Source organism: Streptomyces sp. NPDC012827, assembly GCF_042900905.1.
Classification (GTDB): Bacteria; Actinomycetota; Actinomycetes; order Streptomycetales; family Streptomycetaceae; genus Streptomyces; species Streptomyces gulbargensis.
In genome coordinates this window covers 145,573-162,683 of the sequence record NZ_JBIBBY010000006.1, presented here as the reverse complement: position 1 = coordinate 162,683, position 17,111 = coordinate 145,573, and the positions used below count along the sequence as shown (strand labels likewise).

The following is a 17,111-nucleotide window of genomic DNA, read 5'->3' as shown; positions in this document are numbered from 1 at the left end:
GGCTAGTCGGACGAGGGTACGGACGTGGGGGGAGCCGGAGATGCGGCGGGATCCGGGCCAGGTGGTGGCCGCGTTCATCGGATGGGTCGAGGAGGTGCTGGCGGCGCGCGACCGGGAGCGGCTGACCGACGACGAACTGGACCGGCAGGCGGCGAAGGCCCTCCGGCGGGCGAGGGGCAGCTATTCGCTCTGCGCGACGGTCTTCCGTACGCTGTCCGTCCTGCACCGGGAGCGTGGCCTCGCGCTCGACGGCGCAACGGCGGCCACGCACCACGATCTGGCCCTGCTGTTCCTCCACTCGCGGTACGCGGAGCGGCCGTTGGCCCTGTTACGGGAGGCGGACACCCTGGCCGGCGGCCGCCACCGGCCGGGAATCCGGCCGCGGCGCGGTGACCAGCGGCCGTTCACGGAGTACCTGTCCGGGAAGCGCACCCTGGTGGCGCAGCGGGGCGGTGTGCCGGGCGACGACGTGCTGCGGGACGCGCGCATGCTGTCCGAGGCCTTGCGCGACCCGTACCTGAAGGCCGACGTGGACGCCTTCCTGAGGTCGCTGGGCGCGGAGCCTCCGAAGCGGCCCGCACCTTCTCCGAAGGCGCCTTCCGCGTCCCGTACGGCCTCCGCCCTCTCCTCCGGTCCCACGGCCGCGGGGGCGGCGCCGCCCGCGCCACGGCCCCGGGTCCCCGGGCCGTCGGCGGAGCCCTCGCCGGCGGACCGGGACGAGGATGCCGCCGAGGAGACGTGGCGGGAGGGGATGGTCGCGCTCGCCCGGATCGCCCGTGGCGGATCGCCCGACGCGCCCGAGGCGGCGTCCCTGCTGCGGGAGTTCGGGACGCGGGCGCTGCGGGAGGCGGACGAGCAGGAGGGCCTGTACCACCGCACCGATGACCTCCACGCGCTCGAGCGGGCGATGAGGAGCACGAGCAGGGCGTCCCTCTGCGCCGTTCTGGCCGGCGACACGATGGGCGCGCTGGGGCACGGCATGAACGTCGGACGGCTGCACGCCGTGCGCTTCGCCCGCCTCGGCGTCTGGGACGACATCGTCCACGCCGTCGGCAGCATGCGCACCGTGATCGCGCAGCTGCCGCCGGACGACCCCGTCGAGGTGGGCTGCCGGATCCAGCTCGCCGTCACCCTGGCGGCCGCCCAGGAGCACATGACCGCCGTGTACGGGACGCACGGCGGTACGGAGAACGCCGACGCGGCCGTCGCCGAACTGCGCGAGGCGCGCCGGCTGGCCGAGCGGGGGATCGTTCCGCCCGGCGACGACGATCTGCCCGCGACGGTCCTGGTCCATCTCGGCCACGCCCTGATGTCCCGGGCCGTCGTCCAGGTCGCCGCCGACGCGGCGGAGCGGGATCTCGCCGAGGGGCTGGAGCTCCTTGACCGGGCCGCCGTCCTGCTCGGCGACGGAGGCGACGATCCCGACCGGCCCCTGGTCCCCGGCCGGGGGGCGCCGGGACGCGCCGAGGTCGTCACCCTGCTGCGGTTGTACCGGACGCAGGGGCGGCTGCTGCGCGCCGTCGCCGACGGCGACGTCACCGGCGCCGAGGAGGTGATCGCCACCGTGCGCGAGCGCATCCGTACCGGCGGCGACCCGCTGACCCGCCCGCAGTGGCAGACGCTCCTGGGCAACGCCCAGGTGTTCGCGGCCGCGTCGGCGGGCCGGAACGCCGTGGATCCGTCGGTGCCGGCGGTGCTGCGCGAGGCCGCGCGAGGACTCGACGGTCACCAAGGGCCGCAGCCTGCCCTGCGCGCCGCTCGCCTCGCCGCCTCGGTCGCGCTGGGGCAGGGCCGGTGGTCCGAGGCCGCCGAACTGCTGACCGGGGCGCTGGAACGGATCCACGACCTGCACGGACACGGCATTCCCGGCTCCGCACGGCGCGCCTGGCTCCGACAGGGACGCGATCTGACCGGCGACCTGGTCTCCTGCCTCGTCGCCCTCGGCCGCGAGCGGGACGCGGTGGTCGCGTTCGAGCGGCACCGCGCGGTCCTGCTGTCGGAGGTCCTCGGCGAACGGGTGGACACGGCGGGGCTCGACGAGGCCGCACCGGACCTCGCGCGGGCCCACCGGGCGGCGACGCGGGAACTGCGCCGGTTCGAGGCGGGTGCCGACGCGCATCGTCCCCATCACCCCGAGCGCCGCCGCCGGCTGCTCGGCGAACGTGAACGGGTGGCCGAGCGCGTCCGGGCGGTCCGGGGCTTCGAGCGGTTCGGGCAGGCGCCTCGGTACGAGGATCTGACGGCGGGCGGAGAGCAGGGGCCGACGGTCCTCCTGAACGTCGGCTCCCTGAGCGGTCAGGCCCTGATCCTCCAGGACGGTGACGTGTCCGCCGTTGCGCTGCCGGACATGCGGCGGGACCGGCTGGAAGGGGCGACCGGTGCGCTGCACCGGGCGCTCGCCGCCGCGGAGAAGGCCCGCGCGGACCGCGACGGCTCCGCGTACCTGCGGCACCAACGTGCGGTCGGATCGGTCCTGGAACAGCTCTGGGACGCGGTGGCGGCTCCGGTGTGGGAACGGATCGGTGCCGGGGAGACGGCGGGGGAGGCACCGCGGCGGGTCTGGTGGGTGCCGTCCGGGCCCCTGTGGTTCCTCCCGCTGCACGCGGCGACGGCAGCCGGGGGACCGTCCCTCACCGACCTCGCCGTCTCCTCGTACGCCCCCACCGTGCGCATGCTGCGGCTCGGCCGCCGGCGCGCGCCGGGCCGTCTGCGCCGTCCGCTCGTGGTCAGCGTCCCCCACGCGCCGGGCGCGGCACCGCTGCCGGGCGCCGCGGCGGAGGCGGACCTGCTGCGGGACCTGGTGCCGGGAACCGTGGTCCTGGAGGGGCCGGAAGCCACCCGCGACGCCGTGCTCGACGCCCTGGGCCGCCACCCCTGCCTCCACTTCGCCGGGCACGGGATCAACACGCCCGACGGCACGCTCCTCCTGCTCCACGACTGCCTGGAACGGCCCTTCACGACCCAGGACGTGCTGGACCGGGATTTGCCCGGCGGCGACCTCGCCTACCTGTCCGCCTGCGAGGCCGCGCAGACCTCCGTGCTGCTGCCCGACGAGGCCACGCACTTCGGTGCCGCCCTGTCGGTGGCCGGTTACCGGCACGTGATCGGCACGCTGTGGCGCGTCGACGACGAAGTGGCGCTCGGCGCAGCGGAGAACTTCTACGGTCGGCTGGCCCGCGCAACGGTCTTCGATCCGGCCCTCGCCCTGCACGAGACGGTACGCGCCTTGCGCACCGCCTACCCGAGCATGCCGGGCCTGTGGGCGGCGCACGTCCACATCGGTCCGTGAGCCCGTGACGGAAGCGGGGCGACCCGTCGCGGTCAGGTCAGGAAGTGGGCCGGTACGGCCACCGAGAGCAGGAGACCCGCGGCGGCCATCACCTTGGCGGCGGCCGGCCTCCGGCGCGGGTCCGAGCCGAGGGCCAGGAGCAGGTGGAGCACCGAGGGGAAGAAGACGAACATCCCGGCCATGGCGCCGACGAAGGACCAGAACAGCAGCACCGGGGCGAGACAGCCGATGAGGACCGCGAAGCCGGTCCGCCGGGCGTGGAGGACCAGGGGGAGGGCGATCACCACCATGGTGAGCACGGCGGCCGGCAGGTCGACGTACCCCTCGGCGGCGGCGACGACCACCGCGGGCAAGGGGGTGAGCGCCGCGAGCACGACGAGCCCGAACTGCCATGGATGAATGCTGTCCCGCGCCGTGCCCGGCATGACCCCGCCCCCCGGTTCGGTTACTTGAACGCGTTCAACTTACCTCAGGGCGGCGCCGGCCCGGTCGCCGGGGCGGGAGCGGCGTACAGGACGAGGTTCTCGTCGTACTGTCCGGCCTCGGGGTCGTAGTCACCGGCGCAGGTGAGGAGGGCGAGCCGCGCGGGGCCGGCCGACGAGAAGAGGTCCTCGGGGAGTTGGGTGCGCGGATAGGTCCGGCGTGCCGTCACCCGGTAGGCGTGCACCCGGCCGTCGGCCGAGTTCACCTGCACGCGGGTGCCCACGCCCAGTGCGTGGAGCGCCTCGAAGGAGCCGGGGCCCGCCGGGGTGTCGAGGTGCCCGGCCAGCAGGACCGTCCCCCGTGCCGCACCGGGCGCGGCGCCCAGCGCCCACCAGCCGGCGCTGTCGCCGTCCTCCGGGAGGTCGAGGCCGCCCTCACGGGTGGCGGCCACGGCCGCGACCGTGACGTGCAGCCGGTGCGGCCCGCTGACGGCCAGGGCGACCGGCGGCGAGGGCGGCGGCGCCGCCCGGCCCGGGCCCTGTGTCCGCAGGGCGACGGGCAGGGCCCCCTCGTCCCGCACGGGGCGGGAGTCGAGGAGGGTCCAGCCCGTCGCCATCAGCACCCCGCCGGCCACGACCGCCACCACGGCGCAGGCCTGGTGGAGTCGAGCCACGTCCGGTCAGCTCCCGCCGGCCGCCCGGCGGCGCCCGCGCAGGGCCCACCATCCGGCGCCGGCCGTGAGCAGTAGACCGCTCGCCAGGGTCGCCCCGGCGAGGGCATCACGGTCGTTGGCCGCGGCCGCGACGTGGCCACCGGAACCCGCTCCGACGGTCTTCGGCGCCTTCGCCGCGTGACAGGTTCCGGCCCGCACCATGTCGAGGTGCATGGCCACGACCGGCCGGGCCGAGCGGGCGGCGGCGAAGACCTCGCTGTTCCGGCCCTCCTCCAGCTCCCGGTCGATCAGCGCGAGCGTCTTGGTGTGGGCGACCTCCTGGTCGGCCAGCCAGGCGGCGTCGTAGGCCGGCGTGCCCGCCTTCGCACGGACCGCCGCCAGCTTCCGCTCGTCCTCCGGCGCCGGACCCGCGGGCAGGGACACGCCCAGCTTCGCCGAGAGTGCCGTCGTGGCCGCGTCGAGCTTCCGGTGGTCGCGCACCAGGGCGGCGCCGACCGTCTTCACACACTCCGTGGTCGCGTTCCTCTGGGCGTCCTGGCCCGCGGCGATCTCGGCCAGGTTGCCCTGGTGCGCCGCCTTGAGGAACGTCCTGTCGTGCTCGCCGAGCTCGGCCGCCAGGGCCTGCGGCGCCGCGAGAAGGGTCGCGGCGGCTATGAGTGCGGTGGTGGACGACATGACACTGATCCGCATGGGGTTCTTCCTTTCGCCCGGGGAGCGTCCCTCGGGCACGTCGTACGGGCGCCTCGATAGCACCTGTGTACGAGGCTTCCCCGCACGACACTCCGGAGCGTCACCGTGTCATCGCATTTCGCTACAACGGGTGAGTGGCCGCGCCGTCCGGTGCGGCGACACGGCCGCCTTCGCCCTGCCGTTCTCCGGCTTTCGCGCCGTCGGCCGCCGGCCGGCCTGCCCGCGGTGACCGCGGCCGAACGGCCGATCGGCCGTACCCTCCCGGTCCGGCACGGGGCGGTGCCGGACCGGGGACCGGTTACCTGTCAGAGGCCGTTGGTGAAGACCAGCCGGTTGGGCGAGGTCGGGCTGACGGACCGGAGGACGTCCTTGGTGGAGCTCCGGTCGAGCCAGGCGGCCACGTCCGCGCTGGAGGAGCTGGGGTTGGCGGCGAGGTAGAGGGCGGCGACGCCCGCGACGTGCGGCGCGGCCATCGAGGTGCCGTCCAGTGCCACACTGCCGCCGCCCAGCTTGGCGGACTCGATGTCCTGGCCGGGGGCGTAGAGCGACAGACACGGTCCCCAGTTGGAGAAGGAGGTCTGCTCGTCGTTCCGGTTCGTGGCACCGACCGTGAAGGCGCCGTCGGCGCTCGCGGGGGAGACGCCGCAGGCGTCGGCGGCGCTGTTGCCCGCGGCGGCCACGGGCAGCACACCACTGGCGTACAGGGCGTCGGCGGCGTCGTTCACCGCGGCGGAACGCTGGCCGCCGAGGGAGGCGTTGACGACGGCGGGCTTCACCGCGTTCTTCGCGATCCAGTCCATTCCCGCGATGATCCCGGCCCAGTCGCCCCTGCCGTCGCACCCCAGCACCCGGACGCTGACCAGCGAGGCCTTGCGGGCGACACCGTACGTGTCGCCGCCGATCGTCCCGGCCACGTGCGTGCCGTGGCCCTGGCAGTCCGCCCCCGCACGGCCGTCGCTCATCGCGTCGAAGCCGAACGACGCCCGCCCGCCGAACTCCGCGTGCCCGTAGTCGATCCCCGTGTCCAGCACGTACGCCCGCACACCGGCGCCGTCGCCGGCCGTGGTGAAGTCACCGTCCAGCGGAAGGGCCCGCTGGTCGATCCGGTCCAGGCCCCAGCTCTCGGCAGGGGCCGCCGGGCGGCCGCCCGCGCTGTTCACCACGACCTCGGCGTTCTCCTCCACGGCGGCGACCAGCGGCGACTTCCGTACGAAGTCGAGCTGCGCGTCGGTCAGGGTCGCCGCGAACCCGGAGAGCGCGGTCCCGTACGTGAACCGGGGTTTGGTCATGAGCGGGATCCGCGACACGAACGCCGACGAGTCCGCGCCCTCCTTCAGCGTGACGATGTAGCTGTCCGGGATCGGGACACCGGCGGTCCGCGTCACCGGGACGGGCACCCGCCGTTCTTCCTGGGCGGAGGCGCCGGGCAGGGCCAGCACGGGGGTGAGGACAAGAGGGACGGCGAGTGCCGCGCAGCGCGCGATCAAGCGCATGGAGTGCTCCCACGGTGAGTCGGTTTCCTGGGCGGACGGGGGACCGGCACCCGCCGGAGCCGCTCCCCGCGTCCCCGCACCGTTTCGGCAACTCCGGCCCGCCGCTGCACTCCCGACCGGCCACCCGGCCCACACGCCTCCGGCGGCGAACCTCCAGGTCACACCCCCGTACGCACCCACCGCCCGCACCCGCAGAAAGGATTAATCACAACCCCGCCAAGCCTCCGGCCGCCCTCGGCGCGCCGGTGGCCGGATTTCACCCGTAGGTTCGACGGCCGGACGCCCCGTTCGCTCGTACGGGGGAGGGGCGGCGGGAGCGCGGGGTGCAGCCGCCCGTCGTACGCCGGGCCGGGCGCGTCTCCACCGGCTTCGCGCGGCTCACCGCCCGGCCGCCACCGCCGTCCGATCAGTCACCGCCCGGCAGGTCCAGCCGGGCGGCCTCGGCCCGGTCCGCCGCCTCCCGTGCCCGGTCGAGAGCCCGGTCCGCCGCCTCCACCGCGCCGTCGGCCGCCGTCACGGCCTCCCGCGCCCGCCGCGCGGCTTCCTTCGCCCCCGCGAGTTCGCGCTCCAGGCGCTCGACCCGGCCGCCCGCGTCCTCCGCCTTCGCGGCCGCCGTCCGCCGCCGCTCCCGGGCACCGTCGCGTTCCCGCTCCCGGCGCGTGACGACCGCCGCCGCCTCCCCGGCCGTCGCGCGGGCACGCTCCAGCGCCCGCAGGCGCCGCGCCTCCCGGCGGCGCTCGGCGTCATCCGGCGCGGGCTCGGACGACGACCGGCGCTCGGTGTCCTTGCCCGGTCCGGGCCTGGGCCGGGACCGCCGCTCGGTGTCCCCAGGCGCGCGCCGTGACGGCGACCGCCGTCCGGGACCGGGCTTCGGCGCGGGCGCGGGCGCGGAGCGGGGCGGCAGGGCGTCCGGGGTGACGACGCCGAAGCCGACCGCCGCTTCCGGCACCTTGGCAAGGCGCCCCCGGGACCACTGCTCGGCGACGTCCGGACGGGCGAGCACGGCGTGCAGCGTCTGCTCGATCTCGGCCAGGACCGTGTCACTCACCGACTGCCCCGCCTCGCCCGCCAGCTCCGCCGCCGTCCGGGCCAGCGCGGTCACCAGCCGGTGCTGCTGACGGCTCGCCGTCCGCAGCTGGGCGCCGTCGAGCGAGCGGTGCGCCTCCCGCAGCATCTCCCCGAGGCGCAGGAGCTCCCCGGCCCGGTCCGGCTGCCGGCGGGCCAGCAGGTTCGCCGCCCAGGCCGCGAGCGTGGGACGCCGCAGGGCCGCGATCGCCTTCGCCGCCTCCGGGTCCTTCACCCGGCGCGCCTCGGCCGCGTACCGGTCGCGCGCCGCCGTGAACGCGCCCGGCGTCAGCCCGTACAGCTCGTCCGTGACCTCCTCGACGTCCACCCGTCCACCTTGCCCCGTCCTCCGAGGCCCCACCGGCCCGCGTCCGCCAGGTGCCCGCCGACATCACCCTCCCCGCCGTGACGGACCCACCGGCGAGTACCCGTCACGGCGGAGCGGAAAGGGCCTGGGCCGAGCCCGTGAAGTCGCGCCCGGCACCTGGCCTCTTCCCCGGAGCCCTTCGGGCCCGGGAGACGCTCCCGGCGTCACCGGTCACCCGCACGCCCGGTACGAGGGCGACCCGGTCGTCCCCCGGGCCCCGCGGCCGACGCCGTTACTTTCCGGACTTGCCCTCGCCCATCGTGCGCCGGATCGCGTCCCGCGTGCGGTCCATCAGGGCCGCCACCGGCCCCACGGCGAGGTTCGCGGCGGCGCTCTCGACACCCGGATGCGGGTGCGTCGGCGCGGTGGCCTCCGCCGCACGGACCGCCTTCGCCAGCAGGGTGAGCCGGGCCGGTGAGGTGGTGCGCCGCAGCAGCGCGAACTCGTACCGCTCCTCCGCCCGCGCGTGCACCAGGACCGCGTGCACGACCTCCTCGGCCGTCTCGTGCACCGCGAGCAGGCGCACCGGACGCCGGAAGGCGGCCGTCCCTCCGGAAGGGGGAGGCGGCCGCCGCGCGTGGGGACGGGCGCAGTGGGTAGCCGCCATGAGCCGCGGCACCACCACGGGGAGACACGACCGTCACGAGGAGCTGAGGGCCATGGTGATCCACATCGAGCGGGGGCTGAGGCCGCGCGTCTCGGATCCGTCCCACGTCCTGCGTCAGGGAGTGCACGACCAGATCCTGGGTCTGCTGATGTTCGCGGTCGGGGTGCTGCTCCTGGTCATGCCGATGATCACGGAGACGGGTCCCAAGGACGCGCAGATGAACGAGCTGCTGGTCGGGCTGGTCGTCGCGTTCACCGCGGGGTGGCGCGTCTACCGGGGCGCGGGGCTGTGGTCCGACGCCGTGATCGGTCTCGCGGGCGTCTGGCTGATCGTCTCGCCGTTCGTCCTGGATCTCCAGAACACGGCGGTCCACACGGCCGACCGCATGCTCGCGTTCGTGACCGGCGGCGTCCTGGTCGTCCTGAGCCTGCTGTCCCTGGCCGTCTGGCGCCTCGACCGCAAGCGCACCGGCCGTCCGTAGGCGGCGGGCCGCCGGCCGCGACGGGGAAGCGCCCCCTCCCGGACGACCGGGAGGGGGCGCCGCGCGCGGGGCGGTCAGGAGGTCGGCGGGTACGGGGCGTACTTCAGGCGCCGGGCCAGGTGGGCGGTGTTCGCGGCGAGGGTGCGCGTGGCGCGGGCGGTGGCCTCGGGGACCTTGTCGAGGTCCTGGTAGTCCGTGCCCTGCATCGCCTCGCCCACCCAGTAGGTGACGGCGTTCGCGGCCAGGGTGAAGCCCACGTCGTTCAGGCCCTGGAAGAGATCGGCGCTGACCTTGTGGGCGCCGTCCTCGTTGCCGACCACACAGACCGCGGCGACCTTGCCGAACGTGAGCAGCCGGCCCTCGTCGTCCGTCTCGGAGAGTTCCGCGTCCAGGCGTTCCAGGACCCGCTGGGCGATGCTGGAGGGGTGGCCGAGCCAGATGGGGGTCGCGAGGACGAGGATGTCGGCGCCCATCACGGTGTCCCGGATCTCCGGCCAGGCGTCGCCCTCACCCATGTCGAGCTGTACGCCCGGCCGCACGTCGTGGTCGGCGATCCGGATCGTCTTCCCCGTGACCCCGTGCTCGCTCAGCGCGGCCATGGTCTGCTCGGCGAGGAGCTGCGAACTGGAGGGGGCCGGGGACGGGGACAGCGTACAGACGAGCGCTACGGCCCGCAGGGGCGTGGTGTCGGTGGGTTCCATGATGGTCCGGATACCCCTGGTTCGGCGGGGCATCCCGGATCTCTTCATGACGAACCGGGTTATCTCACACCCGGCGGGCTTGCTCCCACGCCCCCGCGTACTGCCATGCTTCGGGTATGGCGGATGTGACGCAGGAGAGCGACGACTTCTTGGCGCGGGTGAGCGCACGGCTGCCCGGCGGCTGCGCTCGCGCCGGGGAGGCCCTGCCCGGGGCGGAGGTGGAGCGGGCGAAGGGCGTTCTCATGGCGCTGTCCGGCGCCTCCGCGGAGGCCGCCGAGGCGGAGCTCGTACGGCGCGCCGTACGAGCGGGCCGCTCCCTGACCGACGAGGTCAGGACGCTGCTGGCGGGCCTGCGCCCCCACGAGGCCGCCCCGGGAACCGGACCGGAGGTCCCGCTGGCGCTGCCGCCCGCCTTCGGGCCGGTCCCCGACCCCCTCGGGACGGCGGCGATCGCCCCGTGGGCGGCCCCGGGAGCCTTCGAAGGGGCGGGCGAGGCCGGGGAGCCCGGAGCGGAGGGCGGGGTGGACGGAGCCACCGTGCGCCTGTTCGAAGCACTCCCCGGAATGGTGGTTCTTCTCACCCCGCTGCGCGGCCCCGACGGGGACGTGACCGACTTCCGCATGGACGCCGCCTCGTCCGGGGCCGTCGACATCTTCGGCGTCTCCGGGCGGGACCTGATCGGGCGGCGGCTCCTGGTGGAGTACCCGCACCTGCGCGGGACCCCGCTGTGGGACGGCTACCTGACCGCGCTCGCGACCTCCACGGTCTGGAGCGGCGACCCCGTCGAGATGGAGGACGCCGCCGGCGGCGTCGTACGTCTCTCGCGGTTCTCGGTGCGCGCCGCCCCCTGGCGCGGACGGCTGGTCCTGTCCTGGATCCGGCTCAACGCCGACGCACGTGACCAGCGGCGGCTCGACATCATGCAGCGGCTCGGGAACCTCGGCTGGGCCGACTGGGACGTGGCCGCCGACACCGCCACCTGGTCCGAGCAGGCGTACGTGATCCTCGAGCGCGACCCCGCCGACGGCCCCGTGACACTCGCGGGGCTGTCCCGCCTCGTCGCGGGGGAGGACGCCGCGGGCCTGGAGGAGGACGTACGGCTCCTCCTCGCCGACGGCACCCCGGTCGACCGGACCTGCCGGATCGGCGCCCCGTCCGGGCTCCGGTACGTGCGGCTCGTCGCCGAGGCGGAACGGGCCGCCGACGGCACACCGATCGAGGTGCGCGGCTTCCTGCAGGACGTGACCGCCACCAAGCGGGCCGAGCAGGAGATCCTCGCGCACGAGCGCAACGCCCACCTGCAGCTCGGCCGGCTGCGCGCCGAGCGGGCGCTGGCGGCCCGGCTGCAGGAGGCGCTGCTGCCCATCGCGCAGCAGACCCGCACCCTGGCCGGGCTCCAGGTCGACGTCGCGTACCGGCCGGCCGAGCAGGGCCTGAACGTGAGCGGCGACTGGTACAGCGCGGTCGAGCTGCCCGACGGCAGCGCGCTCCTGGTCCTCGGGGACGTCGGCGGCCACGGCCTCGACTCCGTCGCCACCATGGCCCAGCTCCGCTTCACCGCCAAGGGCATGGCCGTCACCGGCACGCCGCTGCCGGACATCCTCGCCCGGCTCAACACGGTCCTGCTGCACACGGCGGACGGCCACATCAACACCGCGACCATGATCATGGCCCGCTACCGGCCCGACACCCGCCGCCTCTCCTGGGTGCAGGCCGGTCACCTGCCGCCGCTCATGATCCATGACGGCCTCCCCCTGATCCTCGACAGGCCCGCGGGCGTCCTCCTGGGGGCGACCCCCGACCCCGTCTACACCGAGGCGGTCGTCACCCTCGACCCCGGCGACGAGCTGGTCCTCTACACCGACGGCCTCATCGAGAAGCCGGGCGAGTCCCTCGACGACGGCTTCGCCCGTCTCACCGCCACCGCGGCGGCCACACCTCCCGGCGTCAACCTTCTCGACCATCTGCTCGCCCGGCTCGACGCCCCCGGCGGCCGGCGCGACGACATCTGCGCCCTGCACGTCCTGGCCGGCGCCTGAGGGGACGGCGCCTTCCGCACCGGCAGGTTTCGCGGCGCGGGGCCCGGTCATACGGACCTTCCCGGAAGTGACGATCACTCGGAAAGGAGCCGTCATGGCGGCCGACGAGAAGACGCGGGCCAAGGGCGAGAAGATCAAGGGCGCGGTCAAGGAGGAGACCGGACGCGCGCTCGGCAACGAACGGCTCACCGCGGAGGGCCGCGCCGAACAGGCCCGCGGGGACGCCCGTGAGGCCAAGGAGAAGACCAAGGACATCTTCAAGCACTGAGCCGCACGACCGGCACCCCCGCGGTCCCGCCCCTCCCGTAAGGGGCGGGACCCGCGTCGTACGGGCCGGCTTCCGGCGGTGGAAGTGGTGGGGGCGCGGAGCCCCCACGGGAGGACCGCGCCGCGCGGGGGCCGGCGCCGGGACGGTGCCACGGGGGACACGGGCGGGGAAGCGTCGACGAGCAGGGGAGGGGCTCCGGTGACAACGGCCGACGAGAACAGGGGCGCGCCGAGGCGCGGCTCCGCGGCGACGGCGCGGGATGCGGTGCTGGCGGTCGGGCTGGTCGGCATATGCGGCGGCGGCCTGGCCCTCTTCCTCCGGACCGCCGACCTGGCGGGGACCCCGGGAACCGGCTGGGGACTGCCGCTCGCCATCATCGCCGTGCTCGCCGTGGGAGTGGTCATGGCCCGCTGGGGCGTGGCCCCCGCCCGCCGCCGCCCGCCGCGCGCCGGGCCGGCGGCGCCGCCCGCCGACCTCCCCGAGGTCGGCGCCGACGCCCTCGACCACGCCGAGGCGGATCCCGACGGCTTCGAGCACACGGTCGCCGCGCTCTGCGTACGGGACGGCTGCGCCACCGTGGAGGTGGTCGGCGGCGCGGGCGACCTCGGCGCCGATGTCGTGGCGACGACCGCGGACGGGCGGCGCGTGGTCCTGCAGTGCAAGCACTACGCCGAGGACCACCGCGTCGGATCCCAGGACCTGCAGAGGTTCGGCGGCACCTGCTTCACCGTCCACCAGGCCGACGTGGCGGTCCTGGTCACCACCAGCTCCTTCACCGCCCCGGCCCTCGACTACGCCGCCACCTGCGGGATCGTCTGCGTCGACGGCGACGCGCTCGCCGCCTGGACGGAGTCGTCCGCGCCCCCGCCCTGGGAGGACTACGCCCGCACCGGCGCGGACGCGGCCGGCGACCGGGAGGCGGACCCGGCATAGCCCCGCTCCCGCTGGCCCTGCCCGGTGGCCCCGGGCGTGCTGCCCCGGGGGCCGACGCCGCTACTCCTCGGACCCGGTCCGGCCGGGCGCCGGAGGAAGGCTCCGGGGGCCCACGCAGCGGGCGCCGGTCTCCTCGACGCGGCGGCGCAGTTCCCGGTCGGCCGTCACGACCAGACACGGCCGGCCCCGCGCCGCGCGGGCCAGCTCGGCGATGAGGTCGTCACCGCTGCCGGGCGCCTCCTCGACGCGTACTCCCGGCACCGAGGCGACACCCCGGGCACGCCCCTCCAGCACCAGGACGATCTCGTACGGGCCGGGGTACGGTCCGTCGACGGGCCCGCCGGCCGCGGCGAGGCGGTCGCGCAACCGCTCGGCCGCCCCGCGCCGGTCGCGCCACCAGCCGTCCGGAACGGATCCCACGACGTTGGCCCCGTCCACGACGAGCAGCGGACGGGGCTCCGGGTCCTCAGCGTTCATGCCCCCAGCATGTCAGCCCCGCCGCCACCTCCGGCCGGCCCGGCCGGGTCACCGCGCCTCGCGGATCCGCAGCAGATAGGCGGCCGTCACGGCCACGGCGCGGTCCTCGTCCCGGGCGAGCTCCACGAGGGCGTCCGAGGCGGTGGCACTGGGGATGTCCGCCAGCGCCTGCGTGAGCCGGACGCGGGCGGGCGCCGGCGTCGCCCCGTCGGAGAGCCGGGCGAGGAGACCGCCGGCGATCCGGTCGGCCGCCGCCGTTCCGGCGGCGAGGACGCTCAGGGTGTCGGCGGCGTCGGTGTCCCGCATCCCCGCCACGATCATGTCGAGGAGCTCCGGCACCGCGGCGGCCGCCCCCCGGGCGCCGAGGGCCAGGGCCGCGTGCCCGCGGACCACGGCGTCGGCATGCCCGAGGGCGTCGCGCAGCCGGTCGGCCGGTTCGTCCCCGGGCAGGGCGGCCAGCGCCAGGACGGCGCGTTCCCGCACGGCGGCCAGCGGCGAGTCCAGCCCCTCCGCGAGCAGGGCCGTCCCACCGTCACCCGCGCGGGCAAGGGCCCAGCGCAGCGCCCCGGCGACATTCAGCTCGGTCTCCGCCAGAACCGCCTCGACCAGGGCCTCCACGGGCACCGGCACCTCGTCGACGGAGGCGAGGGCGGCCCGCTGCCGGGCGCCGGGGCTGTGCGACCGCAGGGCCTGGAGGAACGCCACGGCCTGCAGGACGTCGTCCCAGGCGGCGGGCTCCGCGGCGTCGATCCGGCGCAGCCGCGTGAGCAGCTCGGTCTCCGCCGCGATGCGCTCGCGTGTCTGCCGGATGAGGTCCTCCACCAGCGCGGAGGGCGCGAAGGCGGGGTCGTCCAGGGCGCGGCCGATCTCCCGCAGCGACAGCCCCAGCGAACGCAGGCTCTCGATGTGGAAGATGCGCCGGATGTCCTCGTCGGCGTACTCCCGGTAGCCGGTGCCCGTCCGGCCGGAGGGCCGGACCAGTCCGAGCGATTCGTAGTGCCGGAGCATGCGGGCGCTGACCCCCGACCTCCGCGCCACCTCGCCGATCAACACGTCCTATTCTCCTTCCCGCCCGGTCCCGCCCAGGGCCACGACGCGCTTCGCCTCCTCGATGGCGAAGGCGAATCCGGTGTCCGGGTCGCGCAGCAGCCGCTCGGTGGCGAGCGCGTGGGCCCGGGCGGCGGGACCGGCGCCCGCCGCCGCGGCGCGCACCACCGGCAGCACGCCCTCACCCAGCCCCACCAGGGCCCGGCTCAGACTCAGCTGCGTCTCGTGTCCGCCGCGCCCGAGCCGCGTGGCCAGTGTCTCCGCGAGACCGTTCTCCTCGCCCTCCGGTACGAGGACGACGGCGGCCCGCCAGGCGCTCCGGGCGACCTCCTCGTCGCCGTCGCACAGCAGGGCCCGGGTGATCGCCGGCCAGGCCCGTCCGTCCCCGATCTTCGACAGGGTGTGCAGTGCCTGGCTCCGTGCCTGCGTCCGTTCCGACCGCAGTTCGCGCAGCAGCGCGGGGAGCGTCAGCGCCACGGGGTGGCGGGTCAGCGCCCAGGTCAGCATGTCGCGGACGTAGAACTCGCTCTCCACCGCGCACCGTTCGACCAGCGGGCCGACGAACCGGTCCGCCGGCTCCGTCCCCACCGCCATCGCCGCCCGCAGCCGCACGGACGAACGGCCGTCCTCCAGGCCTCGCAGGGCGTCCTGGCTCGTCATGGTCATCGGGACCACCTCCTCCGCAGCAGTGAAGGGCTTGTCACCGTGTCAAGGTCAAGCGACGGGTGCCTGCCGGGGCGGGGGAGGGGACCGGGGCCCGGTCAGAAGGTGCTGGGAGGCAGCGGAAGGGGCAGGCCGGGCAGGCCGTCGATGCTGCGGGCGATGTGTTCCTTCTTGGCGAAGTACGCGCTCAGCGAGGCGTCGTCCTCGCGCGCGAAGCGCCGGCCGTGCAGGTCGCGGTCCTCGTCGTACGTCATGAAGGGCACGCCGTAGCCGCAGGAGTCGCGGACGAGTTCGGCCGTCACCACGATGATCGCGCGCAGCCCGTGCGCGCCCGGGTCGATGTCCGGGAAATGCGCGAGGAGCTCGGCGAAGCGCGGGTCGTCGCGGAAGACGGGCTCGCCCCGGCCGTGCACGCGGACGATGTTCGGCGGCCCTTGGAAGGCGCACCACATCATCGTGATCCGGCCGTTCTCCCGCAGGTGGGCGACGGTCTCGGCGGTGCTGCCGGCGAAGTCGAGGTAGGCGATCCGCTGCTCGTCGAGCACCGCGAAGGAACCCTTGAGGCCCTTCGGGGAGAGGTTGACCGTGCCGTCACCGGCCAGCGGTGCGGTCGCCGTGAAGAAGATCGGCTGCTGCTCGATGAAGGCACGCAGACGCCCGTCGATACGTTCGTAAGTCTTTCCCATGCCTAAGGATCATGCAAGAAAAATGTTCGCCTGTCTCACGAAATCCGGTCGTTCGGCGGGCCGGAAACGCGAACCGGGGCCCGCACCGGTGTGGTGCGGGCCCCGGCCGGGGTGCCTGGGTGATCAGGCGGGAACGATGTTCTCCGCCTGCGGGCCCTTCTGGCCCTGCGTGACGTCGAACGAGACCCGCTGGCCCTCCTGGAGCTCACGGAAGCCCTGGGTGGCGATGTTCGAGTAGTGGGCGAAGACGTCCGGGCCGCCGCCGTCCTGCTCGATGAAGCCGAAGCCCTTTTCCGAGTTGAACCACTTCACGGTTCCCTGTGCCATGACATTCTCCTTCTGTAGGCAGAGGCCCCATCCGGAGATGCCGGAAACAAAGAATGCGCCTGCGGAACTGCATTCCGGTCAGGCGCACACAGGTTCATGGGTACCAAAACTGCAACTCCCGTAACCGTAACACATCCCCGCCGCTCCCCTCACCGAGGGGAGCTCCGCGTATCGCCGGAGTGACGGGCGCCGTCAGGCGGCGGCCCGAGGGTCGCCGGGCGCGCCCGCGGAGCCGCGGGTGCGCCGGTCGAAGGTGAGGATGCCCGTGAGGCCGATCCGCAGGAGGGCGCGCAGTTCGACGTGCAGGGGCACCTTCGCGTCGGCGCTCCGGGTCCAGCGGTAGAGAAGGCCCAGGTAGGCGTCCCGGAGCATGTTGCCGGCCATGGCGGGGTCGACGTCGCGGGCGATCTCGCCACGGTCCTGTCCCGCGGAGATGACCTTGGTGAAGACGTGGCCGGCGTAGTCGGGCTCCTCCAGGAGCGGCTGGCCGGACTTGACCCACGCGGTCAGCATCACGCGCGTGAGGTCGTGCTCGGTCTCGTTGAACTCGGAGAGGGCCGCCATGCAGCGCTCCAGCTGGACGGTGACGTCGTCGTCCTCCCGGGCGAGCGAGTGCTCCATGAAGGCGCGCAGCTTGTCCCGGCGCTGCTCGGCCCACGTGGTGACGAGGTCTTCCTTGCGCTGGAAGTGGTTGAAGAAGGTCCCGCGGGCGACGTCGGCCCGTTCCGTGATCTGGTCGATCGTGGTGCGTTCGTATCCTTGCTCCGCGAAGAGCTCCAGCGCCGAGGTGTACAGGCGGTCGTGCACGTGCTGCCTGTTCCGTTCTCTTCTGCCGGGCGGACGCGTCTGCTGGGATTCCTCAACCGTCATCGGCTCTCTCTT

At 74.9% G+C, this 17,111-nt stretch carries 17 protein-coding genes and 1 pseudogene; 5 read left to right on the top strand and 13 right to left on the bottom strand.

Annotated features, from left to right (window positions below):
• Positions 1-40 precede the first annotated feature (40 nt).
• Positions 41-3,289 (top strand): CHAT domain-containing protein, encoded by a 3,249-nt coding sequence (locus tag ACFY60_RS15420; protein ID WP_388615584.1) that lies wholly within the window; start codon positions 41-43, stop codon positions 3,287-3,289.
• A 32-nt stretch (positions 3,290-3,321) separates the two neighbouring features.
• On the opposite strand, the gene ACFY60_RS15415 is transcribed toward ACFY60_RS15420, so the two are convergent.
• The 6 genes and pseudogenes from ACFY60_RS15415 to ACFY60_RS15390 all read right to left on the bottom strand — a co-directional run.
• Complete coding sequence (locus ACFY60_RS15415) at positions 3,322-3,714, bottom strand: hypothetical protein (RefSeq protein WP_388615581.1); 393 nt, start codon at positions 3,712-3,714, stop codon at positions 3,322-3,324.
• A 44-nt stretch (positions 3,715-3,758) separates the two neighbouring features.
• Complete coding sequence (locus ACFY60_RS15410; RefSeq protein WP_388615579.1) at positions 3,759-4,385, bottom strand: class F sortase; 627 nt, start codon at positions 4,383-4,385, stop codon at positions 3,759-3,761.
• A gap of 6 nt (positions 4,386-4,391) precedes the next feature.
• A complete protein-coding gene (locus ACFY60_RS15405; protein ID WP_388615576.1) occupies positions 4,392-5,075 on the bottom strand; it encodes a DUF4142 domain-containing protein in 684 nt (227 codons plus the stop codon).
• A 305-nt stretch (positions 5,076-5,380) separates the two neighbouring features.
• Positions 5,381-6,568, bottom strand: coding sequence for a S8 family peptidase (locus tag ACFY60_RS15400; protein ID WP_388615574.1), 1,188 nt, complete (start codon positions 6,566-6,568; stop codon positions 5,381-5,383).
• A 406-nt stretch (positions 6,569-6,974) separates the two neighbouring features.
• A complete protein-coding gene (locus tag ACFY60_RS15395) occupies positions 6,975-7,961 on the bottom strand; it encodes a hypothetical protein (RefSeq protein WP_388615571.1) in 987 nt (328 codons plus the stop codon).
• A gap of 271 nt (positions 7,962-8,232) precedes the next feature.
• Positions 8,233-8,541, bottom strand: a pseudogene (locus ACFY60_RS15390) (hemerythrin domain-containing protein); the annotation flags it as partial.
• Between the two features lie 64 nt (positions 8,542-8,605).
• On the opposite strand from ACFY60_RS15390, the gene ACFY60_RS15385 reads away from it, so the two are divergent.
• On the top strand, positions 8,606-9,088 hold the full coding sequence (locus ACFY60_RS15385) for a hypothetical protein (RefSeq protein ID WP_388615568.1): 483 nt from the start codon (positions 8,606-8,608) through the stop codon (positions 9,086-9,088).
• A 74-nt stretch (positions 9,089-9,162) separates the two neighbouring features.
• Here the strand turns inward: ACFY60_RS15385 and ACFY60_RS15380 are convergent, their stop codons facing one another.
• Positions 9,163-9,789 carry a flavodoxin family protein gene (locus ACFY60_RS15380; protein ID WP_388615565.1) on the bottom strand — a complete coding sequence of 209 codons (627 nt, stop codon included), beginning with the start codon at positions 9,787-9,789 and terminating at the stop codon, positions 9,163-9,165.
• Positions 9,790-9,905: 116 nt separating this feature from the next.
• Between ACFY60_RS15380 and ACFY60_RS15375 the strand changes: the two genes are divergently transcribed.
• From ACFY60_RS15375 to ACFY60_RS15365, 3 genes are all read left to right on the top strand, one after another.
• Positions 9,906-11,828: a SpoIIE family protein phosphatase gene (locus ACFY60_RS15375; RefSeq protein WP_388615562.1), complete on the top strand. Its 1,923-nt coding sequence runs from the start codon at positions 9,906-9,908 to the stop codon at positions 11,826-11,828.
• A gap of 94 nt (positions 11,829-11,922) precedes the next feature.
• Positions 11,923-12,096 (top strand): CsbD family protein, encoded by a 174-nt coding sequence (locus ACFY60_RS15370; RefSeq protein WP_309055296.1) that lies wholly within the window; start codon positions 11,923-11,925, stop codon positions 12,094-12,096.
• Between the two features lie 198 nt (positions 12,097-12,294).
• A complete protein-coding gene (locus ACFY60_RS15365) occupies positions 12,295-13,029 on the top strand; it encodes a restriction endonuclease (protein WP_388615559.1) in 735 nt (244 codons plus the stop codon).
• Positions 13,030-13,089: 60 nt separating this feature from the next.
• On the opposite strand, the gene ACFY60_RS15360 is transcribed toward ACFY60_RS15365, so the two are convergent.
• The 6 genes from ACFY60_RS15360 to ACFY60_RS15335 all read right to left on the bottom strand — a co-directional run bounded on the left by ACFY60_RS15360 (position 13,090) and on the right by ACFY60_RS15335 (position 17,036).
• Positions 13,090-13,506 (bottom strand): NTP pyrophosphohydrolase, encoded by a 417-nt coding sequence (locus ACFY60_RS15360; RefSeq protein ID WP_388615556.1) that lies wholly within the window; start codon positions 13,504-13,506, stop codon positions 13,090-13,092.
• 48 nt (positions 13,507-13,554) lie between these two features.
• Entirely contained in the window at positions 13,555-14,559 is a 1,005-nt protein-coding gene (locus tag ACFY60_RS15355; RefSeq protein WP_388615553.1) for a MerR family transcriptional regulator, read from the bottom strand.
• A gap of 3 nt (positions 14,560-14,562) precedes the next feature.
• Positions 14,563-15,219, bottom strand: a complete 657-nt coding sequence (locus ACFY60_RS15350) for a HEAT repeat domain-containing protein (protein ID WP_388615550.1) — start codon at positions 15,217-15,219, stop codon at positions 14,563-14,565.
• A 95-nt stretch (positions 15,220-15,314) separates the two neighbouring features.
• Positions 15,315-15,902, bottom strand: a complete 588-nt coding sequence (locus ACFY60_RS15345) for a pyridoxamine 5'-phosphate oxidase family protein (RefSeq protein ID WP_388615547.1) — start codon at positions 15,900-15,902, stop codon at positions 15,315-15,317.
• Between the two features lie 123 nt (positions 15,903-16,025).
• A complete protein-coding gene (locus ACFY60_RS15340) occupies positions 16,026-16,229 on the bottom strand; it encodes a cold-shock protein (protein ID WP_007502648.1) in 204 nt (67 codons plus the stop codon).
• Positions 16,230-16,421: 192 nt separating this feature from the next.
• Entirely contained in the window at positions 16,422-17,036 is a 615-nt protein-coding gene (locus ACFY60_RS15335) for a TetR/AcrR family transcriptional regulator (protein WP_388615543.1), read from the bottom strand.
• Positions 17,037-17,111: the final 75 nt, after the last annotated feature.